Origin of the sequence: Streptomyces sp., assembly GCF_019510245.1 — a bacterium.
Lineage (GTDB): Bacteria > Actinomycetota > Actinomycetes > Streptomycetales > Streptomycetaceae > Streptomyces.
The window spans coordinates 1-13076 of the sequence record NZ_JAEKKT010000095.1 but is presented as its reverse complement, the minus strand read 5'-3'; the positions used below and the strand labels follow the sequence as shown (position 1 = coordinate 13076).

At 68.3% G+C, this 13076-nt stretch carries 14 protein-coding genes and 5 pseudogenes; 10 read left to right on the top strand and 9 right to left on the bottom strand.

Going from position 1 to position 13076, the window contains the following annotated elements:
* Positions 1-269: 269 nt before the first annotated feature.
* The gene (locus JF597_RS05650) at positions 270-1688 is read right to left on the bottom strand and encodes a non-reducing end alpha-L-arabinofuranosidase family hydrolase (protein WP_293989968.1); all 1419 of its coding nucleotides are present in this window, start codon (positions 1686-1688) and stop codon (positions 270-272) included.
* Between the two features lie 207 nt (positions 1689-1895).
* Positions 1896-2276, bottom strand: a complete 381-nt coding sequence (locus JF597_RS05645; RefSeq protein WP_293989966.1) for a hypothetical protein — start codon at positions 2274-2276, stop codon at positions 1896-1898.
* 21 nt (positions 2277-2297) lie between these two features.
* Between JF597_RS05645 and JF597_RS05640 the strand changes: the two genes are divergently transcribed.
* Positions 2298-2540 carry a hypothetical protein gene (locus tag JF597_RS05640; RefSeq protein ID WP_293989965.1) on the top strand — a complete coding sequence of 81 codons (243 nt, stop codon included), beginning with the start codon at positions 2298-2300 and terminating at the stop codon, positions 2538-2540.
* Between the two features lie 172 nt (positions 2541-2712).
* Here the strand turns inward: JF597_RS05640 and JF597_RS05635 are convergent, their stop codons facing one another.
* Complete coding sequence (locus JF597_RS05635; RefSeq protein WP_293989963.1) at positions 2713-2892, bottom strand: hypothetical protein; 180 nt, start codon at positions 2890-2892, stop codon at positions 2713-2715.
* Positions 2880-3269, bottom strand: coding sequence for an ANTAR domain-containing protein (locus JF597_RS05630; RefSeq protein ID WP_293989961.1), 390 nt, complete (start codon positions 3267-3269; stop codon positions 2880-2882). The genes JF597_RS05635 and JF597_RS05630 overlap by 13 nt, the downstream gene beginning before the upstream one ends.
* A 119-nt stretch (positions 3270-3388) precedes the next feature.
* Between JF597_RS05630 and JF597_RS05625 the strand changes: the two are divergent.
* Together JF597_RS05625 and JF597_RS05620 are read left to right on the top strand one after the other, a co-directional pair.
* Positions 3389-4028 (top strand): annotated as a pseudogene (locus tag JF597_RS05625) (SpoIIE family protein phosphatase); the annotation flags it as partial.
* A gap of 15 nt (positions 4029-4043) precedes the next feature.
* Positions 4044-4667: a hypothetical protein gene (locus JF597_RS05620; protein WP_366916381.1), complete on the top strand. Its 624-nt coding sequence runs from the start codon at positions 4044-4046 to the stop codon at positions 4665-4667.
* Here the strand turns inward: JF597_RS05620 and JF597_RS05615 are convergent.
* Positions 4597-5226 (bottom strand): hypothetical protein, encoded by a 630-nt coding sequence (locus JF597_RS05615; protein WP_293989959.1) that lies wholly within the window; start codon positions 5224-5226, stop codon positions 4597-4599. The genes JF597_RS05620 and JF597_RS05615 overlap by 71 nt on opposite strands.
* Before the next feature lie 263 nt (positions 5227-5489).
* Here JF597_RS05615 and JF597_RS05610 point away from each other — a divergent pair, with 263 nt between their 5' ends.
* The 3 genes and pseudogenes from JF597_RS05610 to JF597_RS05600 all read left to right on the top strand — a co-directional run.
* Positions 5490-6674 carry a histidine kinase gene (locus JF597_RS05610; RefSeq protein WP_293989957.1) on the top strand — a complete coding sequence of 395 codons (1185 nt, stop codon included), beginning with the start codon at positions 5490-5492 and terminating at the stop codon, positions 6672-6674.
* The gene (locus JF597_RS05605; protein WP_293989955.1) at positions 6671-7330 is read left to right on the top strand and encodes a response regulator transcription factor; all 660 of its coding nucleotides are present in this window, start codon (positions 6671-6673) and stop codon (positions 7328-7330) included. The genes JF597_RS05610 and JF597_RS05605 overlap by 4 nt, the downstream gene beginning before the upstream one ends.
* A 107-nt stretch (positions 7331-7437) precedes the next feature.
* Positions 7438-7962: pseudogene (locus JF597_RS05600) on the top strand (alpha/beta hydrolase); the annotation flags it as partial.
* Positions 7963-8121: 159 nt separating this feature from the next.
* On the opposite strand, the pseudogene JF597_RS05595 reads toward JF597_RS05600, so the two are convergent.
* Positions 8122-8304: pseudogene (locus JF597_RS05595) on the bottom strand (alpha-L-arabinofuranosidase); the annotation flags it as partial.
* A gap of 342 nt (positions 8305-8646) precedes the next feature.
* Complete coding sequence (locus JF597_RS05590; protein ID WP_293989953.1) at positions 8647-9243, bottom strand: TetR/AcrR family transcriptional regulator; 597 nt, start codon at positions 9241-9243, stop codon at positions 8647-8649.
* A gap of 144 nt (positions 9244-9387) precedes the next feature.
* Here JF597_RS05590 and JF597_RS05585 point away from each other — a divergent pair, with 144 nt between their 5' ends.
* Both JF597_RS05585 and JF597_RS05580 read left to right on the top strand, forming a co-directional pair.
* Positions 9388-10122: an SDR family oxidoreductase gene (locus tag JF597_RS05585; protein ID WP_293989951.1), complete on the top strand. Its 735-nt coding sequence runs from the start codon at positions 9388-9390 to the stop codon at positions 10120-10122.
* 33 nt (positions 10123-10155) lie between these two features.
* Complete coding sequence (locus tag JF597_RS05580) at positions 10156-10779, top strand: NAD(P)-binding domain-containing protein (RefSeq protein ID WP_293989949.1); 624 nt, start codon at positions 10156-10158, stop codon at positions 10777-10779.
* 721 nt (positions 10780-11500) lie between these two features.
* Here JF597_RS05580 and JF597_RS05575 read toward each other — a convergent pair.
* Positions 11501-11878, bottom strand: coding sequence for a hypothetical protein (locus JF597_RS05575; protein ID WP_293989971.1), 378 nt, complete (start codon positions 11876-11878; stop codon positions 11501-11503).
* Between the two features lie 212 nt (positions 11879-12090).
* On the opposite strand from JF597_RS05575, the gene JF597_RS05570 reads away from it, so the two are divergent.
* Together JF597_RS05570 and JF597_RS05565 are read left to right on the top strand one after the other, a co-directional pair.
* The gene (locus JF597_RS05570; protein ID WP_366916380.1) at positions 12091-12789 is read left to right on the top strand and encodes a class I SAM-dependent methyltransferase; all 699 of its coding nucleotides are present in this window, start codon (positions 12091-12093) and stop codon (positions 12787-12789) included.
* Positions 12790-12843: 54 nt separating this feature from the next.
* Positions 12844-12940: pseudogene (locus JF597_RS05565) on the top strand (IS5/IS1182 family transposase); the annotation flags it as partial.
* A 19-nt stretch (positions 12941-12959) separates the two neighbouring features.
* Here JF597_RS05565 and JF597_RS05560 read toward each other — a convergent pair.
* Positions 12960-13076, bottom strand: a pseudogene (locus JF597_RS05560) (IS5/IS1182 family transposase); the annotation flags it as partial.

Sequence of the window (13076 nt, the reverse complement as noted above, 5' to 3'; positions counted from 1 at the left end):
CAGACCTCGAGGTGTCCAGGTCGTTCGCTCATGGTCAGGATGTGCGCGCGTGGTCGCAGCAGGAAGACGCGGGTCGAGGAGGACGACGACGAGGGCGGCACGGACCGGTGACGCGGGTGATGCTTGCGCAATTCACCGCACACCCCAGCCGACGCGCGGCTGGGGTGTGCGGTGAGTATCGGTCAGCAGGTGGAGTCGCCCACGTCATGAACCGCTCGTCTGCGCGTCTGCGGACCGCACCACATCGGAGTCACCGTGGGTCAGGCGGGTCAGTGCTGCAGGGTGAGCAGTCCCGGCCGCCACGGCAGCAGGTTGTAGGGGGTGCCGTCCGAGCTGGGGGACCTGCCCTGGTAAAGGAACTGCAGGTTGCAGGGGTCGACGGTCATGGTCTGGTCGGGGTTGTTGCGGACCAGGTCACCGTGGCTGATGTCGTTGGTCCAAGTTTGGTTGGTGTTGGCCTTGCCCGCGAAGGGGTTGGACTCGGTGGCGGCCTGCGGGGTCCACGGGTCGTTCAGGCTGGAGGCGGTGAACGAGCGGAAGAAGCGCTGCTCGGTCGCACCCCGAGCCTCGACGATCATGAGGTACTGGTTCTGCCCCTGCACCTTGTAGACCTGCGGCGCCTCGAACAGGTTCTTCGTCGTATCGCTCATGACCGTGGTGTACGACGAGCCGAAGCTGGCCGGGAAATTCCCGATCGGCATGGTCGCCTTGTAGATGCTGCCGTTGTCACCGGCGAAGAACAGGTACATGTTCTGGCCGTCACCGATCATGGTCGGATCGATCGGGGCGGCGCTTGGGATGCTGCCGGTGAACAGCGGCTGCGGGGCGGACCAGCCGTTGGGGTTGGTGGGGTCGCTGGAGGTGCGGTAGAACAGGGGCCACTGACCCCACTGGGACACCAGCACCCAGATGTTCTTGGGCGCGAAGTAGAACACCTGGGGCGCCACCGTGCCCTGGTTCATCCCTGTCTGGGTGGCTGTCGCCATGTCCGACCAGTTCGTGAAGGGAGCGAAGGCCATCGAGCCGTACGCCCCGGACTGGTTGACGGTCGAACCGTAGACCAGGTGCTTGCCGTTGTACGTCACGGTGGTGAAGTCCTTCAGCGAGACCCAGCCGTTCGCCGGTTGCGCCAACGGACCCGTCGAGCTCCACCGGTACGTCGACGGAAGAGAACATGAGGCGGACGTCCCGGAAAGGCCGGTCCACTTCTGGTTGCTGCCGCCGTTGCAGTTCCAGAGCTGTACCGCCGTGCCGTTGGCCGTGGCGCCGCCCGAGACGTCCAGGCACAGCCCGGCCTCCACGGCGACGACCGTGCCGTCGGCGTTCACCCGCCACTGCTGGTTCGTACCGCCGTTGCAGGCCCAGATCTGCACCTTGGTACCAGCCGTGGTGGCGTGGCCCGGGACATCCAGGCACTTGTTGCCGAACACGGTCAGCTGATTGCCGTCCGTCAACGTCCACTGCTGGTTGGTCCCGCCCGTGCAGTCCCAGATCTGCAGGAACGTGCCGTCGGTCTGGCTGGCGCCCGGCACGTCGAGACACCGGCCGGAACCGGTTCCGCGTAAGGCGCCGCTGGTGGCCGCCTGAGCCGGACCGGCGACGAGCAACGCCGCCAACGAGACCAGGGCCGCAACCGCGGCGGCGAGTACCACAGACAGATGTCCGCGGCTGAAACGTCTTCTGCGCATGGAGACCTCGTCATCTTCGAGCAAGCGGTTCCGGTTGGCCCCGACGGGGGTGTACGGACTGTCGATGCGGTGCAGACTTGCGTGTTCGCTATACCGAACAAGGATCGAAGTGTCGAGCAACCGGATCATAGGGAACCCCTGACCGGCGTCAATACCTCGCGCACGATTCGCGGGTCGAAAACATTCGCAGACCGAAACCGGGCGGCCTCAAGTTCCATGGTTGTGCGGGTACTCGACGTCAGGGACAGGTAGCAGTGCGGGGACGGGCTCGGTGATCGTTGCGGGTGTCCCACGCCTGATGGGCACGAGAGTGTCCCGTGCCTGATGCGACTCGCGGAGGGGCCGGTGGTACTCGATGACGGCGATCCTGCCGGCGTGTGTCTGCGCGGTCGTTTCCGGCGCAGGGGGCACCGACGAACTCGCCGAGTGGGGTGCGATACGGAGCCCGCATCTGCCTGGCTCCTGCGCGAGTTCGGCGAGAAACGCCAAAATCGGCACCACGTGGAGATTCACCTTCCCCCTGTTCGCCAACAATTCGAAGACGACGGTCCGGATCACCTCCGTACGCCTGTAATAGGGAGTCGTCATGGCAGCGGTGACTCCTATTTCATGGTCAAGGTCAAGATTGTCGGGCGCATCAAGAAGTACCTCAGCGGCTGCCGCGGGAACTGCACACAAGGCAGCGACAAGTGCACCCAGAAGATGCGCTGCGAGTACGTGCTCGACATGAAGTCACCACCGGCACAATCCCCGGGCGCCACGCGCCACGCCGTGGTTGCCTCCCACTCGAGGCAACCACGGCGCGACATCGCGCTTCCGTCGACTGCCGACCACTGCACCGCCACGGCATGAAGCCTGAGGGTGCAGTGCAGGGACACCTCCCGCAGCACATCCCATCCGCCGGCCGCCGGCACCTGCCACGCCGCCATCAGCGCTCCGTTCGCCCGATCGACCACAGCATGCCAACAGGCCACCTGCCGCCACCTGGGCAATCTCCTCACTCAGCCGCGCCGCCACCCCACCCTCACGTCGGCGAGGGTCGTGCCTTGAGTTCGCGCCGGCCGAGACAGTGCTCCACGGCGGTGATCACTGGGGGCTCGGGGATCTGGCTGCGGCTGTGCCGGTCGAAGGCGTCGTCCAGTTCTTCGCGGCGGTCTGCCGGGAGATCGCCGGTACGTCCCCGGGTGAGGATCAGTCTGGCCATGCTGCGGTGTGTGATGTTGGTGCGCCGGGAGGCGTGTCGTCGGTGCGTGCGGTGTACCGGCGCATCGCCTGATGGAGCTCGCCGAGTTCGTCCTGCGGCAGGTCGCCGCCCTGGGCGAAGGTGAGGACGTGCTCGGCCACGGTGCGCAGCTTGGTGTTGGTGCGCTGCGACACGTCCCGCAGGGCCCGCCACGCCTCCTCGACCGGCAGCCGGCCCATGGCGCAGATGGCACCGATGGCCTGGTCGACGACGGCATGGGAGGAGACGGCCTGCTGGAGCTGCGCGCACTCCGCTTCCAGGCGTTCGTTCTCCAGTACCAGCGCGGTGACGGACCGGAGTATCAGGGGCTGCGAACGGGAGATCGCAAAGAAGGTCATTGTCCGCCCATGGGAGAGAGCCGCAACGCGGTACTACGTTGTCATGTGACAACTTCCCTCGAAAGCGCCGGGCATGTCTCAGGGAACGATCGCGATCCATCCGTCCCTATTCCTCCCCTATGGGCATCGGCTACGCGGCGGTCTTCCAGGCGCTGCCGGGAGCGGTCGCACTCCTGACCCCGGATCTGATCTTCGTCGATGCCAACCGTGCGTTCCTGCACCAGGCCGGACGAAGTGACGTAGGGTCCGTCGAGCGCCGGGCCAATGGGTGGAACGCTACTGGAATCCTGTCAACGCGCCCGTCCTCGCGCCCGACTGGCCACGTCGTCCTGCTGAGCCACCGGCTCGAGGAGGTCACCGAGCTGCTCCGCCTCACCAGCCGGGCGGGCGGCGCGCGCCAGCTCGAAGCCGAGCTCTTCAGCCGCGTGCAGCACTGCACGAGGTCAACGAACGCCTACGCCGTGCCCACGCCCGCGAACGCGAGGTCTCCCTCGCCCTCCAGCGCGCCATGCTTCCGGTCCCGGCCCCGGTCGACCACCACCGCGTCGCCGTCCGCTACCGCCCCGCCGTCGGTCCCTCAACGTCTGCGACGACTGGTACGACCTCGTCCAACTCCCCGACATCGGCAAGATCGCCGTCACGGTCGGAGACGTCGTCGGCCACGGGCTCCAGACAGCAGCCATCATGGGCAAGCTCCGCAGCGCCCTGTCCGCCACCTCCCTCGTGGCCACGGGCCCCGCGCAGGCCCTGCAGACCCTGGACACTGCGGCCGCGATGCTGACCGAGATGCCGGTGGGCAGGCTCAGCCCGAATGAACGGAGTCGGCGCGTCGGCCTGGCCAAGGCCAACGCGCTGCGCCACTTCGAGTCGCGCGAGGCGATCCAGTCCTGGATCTGCTCGACACCGAGATCCAGGACTGGATCGCCGAACTCGAGCGCGCGCACCCGTCCGGTGAAGCCACCGTGCGAGAGCGCGGAGACCGCCTGGCCGACATCGTGGCCATCTCGCTGGCCCAAAGACCGGTGCTGTGCGACCTGCTCAGCGGTCAGGGCTCGGTCCTGGAACAACATCTCCGCCGGCGTCGGCATTCGGCACAAGTACGCACCCCGCCAGTCCCTGCAGACTCTCGTCGAGTTCACGCTGCGCCATCTGCCTGAGCTGGGCACCGAGGGCGCTGCCGCTCTGGTGGAGTCGACGCTGCTGATGGCCATGACGGCCTGGCAGTGCAGTCGCCCCTCGGAAGCGATGCTGGCTGCCTACGCGTCCGACCCCGCGCTGGCGGCCATGCGCCTGGACTCCACCGACCTGGTCCGCCGCACGACGCCAGTCACCGCCTCCGGCCTGCCGGCGCGGCAGGCAGAACCTTCTCGTGTCGGCCGCGGATGCTCAGGGCGATGACGGAGACGAGGAACCAGAAGGCGCCGAACGCCGAGTATCCGGCCACGGTGGACAGGTTGCTCGTCGCCGAGGCGGACGTGGCCGCGATGGTGGCACCGGCGAGGACGGACTGTCCGCCGCTGACGGCCATGGGCCACTGGGCGCCGACGGTGCGTCGGCGCCGGAGCGCCACGACGAGCTGGATGGCTCCGGAGAGAAGGGCCCAGACGCCGAACAAGAGCAGGGCCCGGCCGATGGTGGAGAAGGCGGCGACGATCATCCCGGCGGTGGCGGCGAGGCCGAGCCCCATGTTGACGGTGCTGACGGTGTTCGTGGAGCCGGTGCCGGTCAGGCGGCGCTCGATGAGCGTGGCGATGGCGTCCCACAGGGGGTAGACGACGAGCAGCACGGCCGCGATCACCGTGGGCTCGTCCGTCGACACGAGCGAGGCGGACGTCGTGAAGACGAGCGCCACCCAGATCAGGGAGAAGGCGACTCGGATCAGGTGGAGCGATCGGAGCCCGGAGGACGTGGCCGCGGCCGTGGCCGAAGTGGTCGAAGTTACGGTGGTCTGAGTCATCGGGTGTCCCGTTGTGATCGTGACGATGTGAGACGGTCGCCTCGATGAGGAGTCTCCGCGGCCTCGGGAGGGGCCGAGTACTTCGAACGAAGTACTTTCGCCGTCCACCTTCGACGGAATGGGTTCTGCGGCCTCCGCCGACCGAAGCGTCCCGGCCGCCCACATCATTCGTCGTCCACATCGTTCGTCGCCTCGCCCCCATCGTTCGTCGTCTACATCGTTCGAAGTACACGACCGCCGCACACGTGAACGAGAATCGGCTCATGGCCAAGGCGCAGAACAGTCAGGACGGGCCGGCCGCACCGCTGTGGGTCCGCCACCCCGAGGTGCTGCACCGGGTCGCCTATGCGGTAGCAGGGCTGGTGTTCACCGGGCAGATCGTGGCGGCGGCAGTGCGGGGGGCGGAGTGGCCGACGGCCCTGTCCGTGCTCCTCGCCGGCGGCGGCGTCGCCCTCTCGTGGTGGAAGCCGTGGGCAGGACTGGTCGTGACGAGTGCGGCGTCCTTCGCCGTCACAGCGGTGGGTGACGATCCCCTGTCGGTGTGGATGATGGCGGTGCTCGTGCTGTTCTCGGTCACCCTCCGGGGAAAGCAGCCACTGGTCGGGACCGGCATCGTGGCGGTGTCCTTCCTGGGGGCGTTCATGACGGTCGGAGGATTCCGTGGGGGTGCGGTCGTGGGAGCCGCCGCCCTCTTCTCGGCCGTGGCGGGAGGCGCGACGGGGGCCGCGCTCCGTATCCATCGGGAGCACTGGTGGATACTGGAGGAACGGGCCGAGCTCGCCATCGCCACCCGCGAGATCGAAGCCACCCGGCGAGTGACCGAGGAACGTCTCCGTATCGCCCGGGACCTCCACGACGTCATCGGCCACCAGGTCGCGATGCTGAGCATGCACCTCGGTGCCGCGGAGATCGGGCTGCCCGAGGACGCCGAGTCCTCCCGGCAGGCCCTCCACTCGGCCAGGTCCAGCGCCCGTACCGTCGTCGTCGAGACGCAACGCATCCTCGCGCTCCTCCGCATCGGAGACGACGTCTTCGGCGACGAGGCGCTCCGACCGACCCCGGCGCTGAACGGCCTGGAAGGGCTCATCGCGTCTTTCGAAAGCATCGGCCTCGACGTCCGGCCCTCCATCGACATCCCGGCCGGCTTCGTGGAGCCGAGCGTCGGCGTGACGGTCTACCGGGTCGTTCAGGAAGCGCTCACGAATGCCTACCGGCACGGAGAAGGGACGGCAACGGTAGACGTGCGCGAGCGCGACGGCAGGATCCGCGTCACCGTGGAGAACAGCGTCGGTCACTCGCCCCACGACTCCGACCCGGGCAGCGGACTCGGACTCGTGGGGATGCGCGAACGCGTCGAATCCTCCAGCGGGCGGCTGACGATCGACCGTCACGACGGGCGATTCCGGGTCCAGGCGGAGTTCGGCCGACTGGGAGAGGTCGTCCGATGACACGGATTCTGATCGTCGACGACCAGGAGGAGATCAGGGCCGGGATCCGGGTGATGCTCCGGCTCGACCCGAGCCTCGTCGTCGCGGGGGATCTCTCCGACGGACTGCAGGTCGTCCCCTTCCTCCGGGACCACCCCGTCGACCTGGTGCTGATGGACATCCGGATGCCCGGCATCGACGGCGTCGAAGCCACCCGCCGGATCCGCGCAGAACATCCACCCGAGAAGACACGGGTGATCGTGCTGACCACTTTCGACCAGGACGACATCGTCCTCGCCGCCCTGCGCGCGGGCGCCAACGGCTTCCTGAGCAAGACCGTGAGCCCTGCTGAACTCGTCGCCGGAATCACCGAGGTCGTGCGCGGTGGCGGTGCGCTGTCGGCCGCCGCGACGGCCGCGCTCATCGGTCACATGGCCGACAGTCCGCCCCCGCTGATCGACAAGGAACTGCTGCGGCGCTTCAGCGCTCTGACCCCCAGGGAGCGGGACGTGGTCGTTCTGGTCGCGAGCGGTCTCGGCAACGACGAGATCGCGGCCCGGATGTCCGTGTCCCCGTACACCGTGAAGACACACGCGGTCCGAGCCATGACAAAGGTCGGCGCCCGCGACCGCGCCCAACTGGTCTCCTTCACCTTCCGGGCCGGCCTCTACCCCTGAACCTGCCGACCTGTCCGGCGGATCGCGGGCGGCCCTGGAGGCGGATGCGCAGCTCACCGCCCGTATTCTGGGTGCGCTTCGGAGTTGGCCGTGGCAGGCTCCCACGCATGCCGATCGTTGATGTGTCTCCCGGGGTCTCCATCGCGTACGAGAGCTTCGGCGACCCCGGGGACCCTCCTGTCCCTGCTCGTGATGGGTTTCGGGGCGCAGATGCTCGCCTGGCACGAGGACTTCTGTCGGGCGCTGGCAGATCGCGGCCGTTACGTGATCCGGTATGACACCGTGACTGCGGTCTGTCCACCAAGTTCGACAGTCACCCCGTAGACATGGGGAAGCTCATCGCCACCGTGAGCTCGGGTGACATTCCTGCCGCCCGCGGGATGGTTCCTTACCGGCTTCTGGACATGGCCGACGACGGCCTTGGCCTGCTCACCGCACTGGGCGTTTCACGCGCCCACGTGGTCGGTGCCTCGATGGGCGGAATGATCGCTCAGACCATGGCCCTCTCCTCCACGGAGCGGGTGCTGACCTTGACGTCGATGATGTCCTCGACCGGCGAGAGTGAATACGGCCGGCCCGGCCCAGAGGCCCAGGCGGTGCTGTTCAGTCCGAAGCCCGCAGATCGCGAGGGGGTGCCGTCGGAGTGGAAAGCCCACTGCTGGCCGGCGCTGCCGGAGCAGGTGTTGATGATCACGGCCGAGCCGGAGGTGGTGGCGCCGTTCTGACGTCCAGGCACAGGGCGGTAGGGGCGTAGACCTGCAGCGAGCCGCCGCGCCCTTGGTCCACTCCTGGTTGGTGCCCCACCCGCAGGTCCAGATGTCGAGCTGGGTTCCCGCGATGTGCGTGGCCCCGGGGACGTCCAGGCAGGCGCCCGAGGCGGTGTTCTCCAGTGCGCCGTAGGTGTGGGCGGTAGGGGCGACGCTCAGGGACAAGTTCGTCTCCGGAAAGACCAAGCAGAACGCCGTGCAGTTCATGGTCCTCACCGATCCCGAGAGGCGCGTGCTGTTCTGCAGTCCGGTTTGGCCGGGCAGTTGTGCCGACACCACCCAGGCGCGTGGCAATGGATCGTTGCCCCGAACGGTGTGCAGGTCGATCCCGACCTCATGGACCAGGCCGACCACCGCGGCGCGTTCTCGGGGGCGCCGGTCTCCCCGGCGGCTTCCGCTGCCGCCTTCAGCGGGCGAGCGGCCAGTGCCGCAAAGCCAGCAGGTCCGGGCCAGGTGCCCGGCGGCTGATGCCGCGTACCAGCGGGTGCAGTCGCGCGACCGGCAGCGCATCCGGCCCGGCCGCGGAGTGCCGAGTCAGTTTGACGCTTCCTACCGCCGCCGGTCGTCGCCGGCCGTGGCGGGGATGGCGCTGTCGATGAGGACGGCGGCGATGGCGGCGGCGGTGGGGAAGGCGTCGGCGTTGACGACCCGGGTGCGGGCCGCGGCGCCGTCGAGGAGGAGCGCGAGCTGTTCGCCGAGTTGTTCGGGGTCGGCGGCGCCGGCTTCCCGGGCGGTGTCGGCGAGCCGCGCGGCGACGGCTTTCTTGTAGTCGCGTGCGTACTGGGATGCGGGGTGCTGGGGGTCGTGGAGTTCGACGGCGGCGCCGATGTAGGGGCACAGAGGAGTGGCGGGGGGGATGTCGAAGGCGGCGAGAAGCCGTTCGCGGGGCGTGAGGTCGGTGCGGTCGAGCACGCCGGACAGAACGGTGGGGTCGAACCGGCGCAGGTACTCGGCGACGAGTTCGTCCTTGCCCGTGAAGTGCTGGTAGGCCGTGCGCTTGGACACCTCGGCCGCCGCACAGAGCTGATCCATGCCGGTGCGGTTGATGCCCTGCTCGCGGAACAGCCGCTGGGCCGCGCTGAGGATGCGCTCGCGGGCGCCCCGGCCGCGGCGGCGGCCCGTGGGGCCCTTCTCCAACTCCGTCATGGGTCCATGCTACCCCGGCTGGGTAACGACCGGTGTACTTAGTTTGCGCTCCGGCCTTCCGCCCCGTAGCGTAAGCACACAGGGCGGTGTACATAAAGCCGTCTCCCAAGGTACGCATGGCACCACCGACCCCAGGGAGTAACTGTGGGAAAGCTCGACGGCAAGGTTGCAGTCATCACCGGCGGCACCAGCGGCATGGCGCTGGCCGGCGCGAAGCTGTTCGTCGACGAGGGAGCGCACGTCTTCATCACCGGCCGCCGCCAGGACGCCCTGGACGAGGCCGTGAAGCAGATCGGCGGCAACGTCACCGGCGTGCAGGGCGACGCCGCCGACCTGGACGACCTGGACCGCCTCTACGACACCGTCAAGCGGGAGAAGGGCAGCATCGACGTGCTGTGGGCCAGCGCCGGCGGCGGCGAGCCCGCGTTGCTCGGCGAGATCACCGAGGCCCAGTTCGACACCTGGTTCGGTCTCAACGCCCGCGGCACCCTGTTCACCGTCCAGAAGGCACTTCCGCTCTTCAACGACGGCGGCTCCATCCTCATGACCGGCTCCAACGCCTCCCTCGGCGCCTTCCCCGGCTGGAGCGTCTACGCCGGCAGCAAGGCCGTCCAGCAGGCCTGGGCCCGCATCTGGCTCAACGAGCTCAAGGACCGCCGCATCCGCGTCAACGTCCTGACCCCCGGCCAGGTCGCCACCGCCAAGCAGGAAGAACTCTTCGACGAGGCCACCAAGCGCCAGTTCGAGTCCCTCATCCCCCGCGGCCAGATGGGCCGCCCCGACGAAATCGCCACCGCCGCCCTCTTCCTCGCCTCCGACGACTCCAGCTACGTCAACGGCATGGAACTCGTCGCCGACGGCGGCACCACCGCCCTCTGAACCGGACAACACACGACAAGGGCAGGACATCTCATGGGCAACATCAGCATCATCGGCACCGGGAACATGGCCCGCACCATCGGCGCGCGGGCAATAGCGGGTGGCAACACCGTCGAGGTCATGGGCCGCGATCAGTCCAAGGCCGCCGACCTGGCCAAGGCTCTCGGCGACGGCGCCACGACGGGAGAATGGGGCACCGCCCCGGCCGGGGACATCGTCATCGTGGCCCTGCTCTACGACGGTGTCGTCCCGGCAGTCGCCCAGTACGGAGACGCACTCGCTGGCAAGGTCGTCGTCGACATCAGCAACCCCTTCAACTCCACGTTCGACGGGCTGGCCCACCGCGAGGAGACCTCGATCGCGCAGGAAGTCGCCAAGGCGGCCCCGGCCGGCGCCAGTGTGGTGAAGGCGTTCAACACCGTCTTCCGCCAGGTCCTGGAGAAGGGTCGGCCCGACGTCTTCATCGCCGGCGACAATGCGCAGGCCAAGGCAAGCGTGGAGGCGTTCATCGAGAGCCTCGGGATGCGCCCGCTGGACGTCGGCGGCCTGAAAATGGCGCACTGGCTGGAAGGAGCGGGCGTGGTCACGGTGGGCCTCGCCAACCACGGGGTGGGGAACTTGGACTTCGCCCTCAGCGTCGCCGAACTTCCTGTCTGATCAAACGGTTGATGGCGCCTTTTCGGAGCGGCCACCGATCGGCGGACCGAACTGGCGTGAGCCCGGGGCGCAACGGACAGCGACTGCTGTGCTGTTGGGGGAGGTGTGCGAAGTCTCGACTCAGCAGCACAGGAGCCCTTGTACGACACCTGTCGTGCCCAGACTCGTCCAAGATCCCCGACAACCTCACCTACTGAGTCCCCGGACGTCACCCAGCTGCCGAAGCCCCAGCTCTCCGCGATGGCCCGACACCCGGACGAACCGGTCGCCGTGTTCCGCGACCGGCCCTTGTGCCAAGACCCCAGCGCGTTCGTCCGGGCGGACGCACTGCCCCGGAGGGTTCGCGAGGGCGGCCGACCGGATCATCAACGGCACGTACTGATCGCCCTCGGCGACGGACCCCTGTCCGGCACGCACCTCGGCTCGCGCAGGCCGGCTTCGGTATCAACGCTCTCGGCCAGGAACGCGCTTTTGCACGCGACGAACCGAGGGGCCCCGCTTTAGCGAGCGGGGCCCCTCGACAGATTCAGGCGCGCTGTGGCCAGTGTGGGAAGGCGTGCTGTCTGCCCGCGACAGTCGAGATCCCGTCGGTCATGAGCCCGAGACCGACCCACGGCATTGAGAGGACACCGAGCCCTCCGAGCAGGAGGCCGCCGAACACCCCTCCGGCCACAATACTGAGAGCGATCAGGACGTATACCAACCAGAAAGGAAGCCGGCACTAGCCGATGTGCGCAAGCCGCTCGGCGGCGTCCGTGCCGGCTACCGGGGTGAACACCACGAGCACCTGCTCCGGGGCTCCGGCGCTGAGGAACCGGGCGTACAGCTTGAGCATGCCCGTCGGGCCGAGGATCCGTTTGCGGTCGCTGGTCCGCTTCTCCACCTCGTGCGCGTCCCACTGCGTCGCGAATTCCGCACTCTCGGAGCGCAGTTTCTCGACAAGATCGCGGACCGGCTCATCCGGCCGGCGCGCGAGTGTCGCACGCAACTCGGCGCCCCTGGAGCGGCTCTCCCGCTCGCGGATGTCCTCTGCGAACACCTGACGGGCCGCGGCATCGGTGAACCACCGGTAGTACGTGCTGCGTGCGTCCGCCCGGATGGGCGGACGCAGCGCCGAACAGTACGAGCGAAAGCCGGATTGTCTCGACGTGCAAGCCGGTTCACTCCCGTTTGACCACAGGCGGTGCCGGACTCAGTGGCTCTGACACAGCATGGTCATGCTCCAACTGCCGCTCGGTGGCGCACGCTTGGTTCGCCCCGGACATCGACGCGAGGACGCCCGGCGCTTCGAGTCCATACCGGAAGCGCACGATGGCGGTGCGAAGCGGAGACCGGCGCTATTCCATACTTGCGGTCATGTCGATGAACGGCACTGCCGCCTACCGCCTGCACGCCGGGCCGCTGCCCCAGCTCGTCGAGCGTGCCCTCGTCTCCGCCCAACGCTACGGATTCGACTATTCCTGCCGCCCTGAGCAGGGCAGGCTGCTCCAGGTACTTGCCGGTGGCGCCCGACAACGGATCGCCGAGACCGGCACCGGATGCGGCGTCGGCCTTGCCTGGCTGGCCAGTGGGGCGGCGCCGGAGGTGGAGCTGTTCAGTGTGGAACGAGACCCGGCGTGGGCGAAGGCCGCTGCCGACGTCTTTTCCGATGTGCCTCAGGTACGGGTGGCGTGCGCGGACTGGACCCAGATCTATGCGCACGGACCGTACGACCTCCTCGTGCTCGACGGCGGAGGCCAGGCCAAGGGCGGCAGCGCGGCCGATCCCGAGCGGCTGCTCGTCCCGGGCGGGGTGCTGGTCGTGGACGATTTCACGCCTTCCCGCGCCTGGCCTCCTGCCCACGCAGGTCATCCCGACGGCGCCAGGCTGCACTGGCTGAACCATCCCGCTCTGCGGACCGTGGACCTGCCGCTTGCCAGAGATCTGAGTGTGATAGTCGCCGTACGGTGCACCGACTCGGCCGGATCAAGCGCCGGGCTCATCCGGACCACGGGCCGCGCGTCGCACTAGGTGTGCTGTCCGACGGGTCGGTGACTGGCGTGGCGGTGGATCGTTCGCTCCCGTGTGGGGCGGGGTGATCTTACGGACGCGGAGTGGGCTCGGCTGGAGCCGCACCTTCCGAAGAATGTAGGGCGGGGCCGGTCGGTGGCGGGATCACCGCCTAGGACTTGTCCGGCCGATCAAGTTCGTAGCCAGATGGTGAGGGCTGCCGCTGTCGTAGTGCCGAGGTAGACGTAGCCGCGCTTGTCGTAGCGGGTGGCGACGGCCCGGGACTGTTTCAAGCGGTTGATTGCACG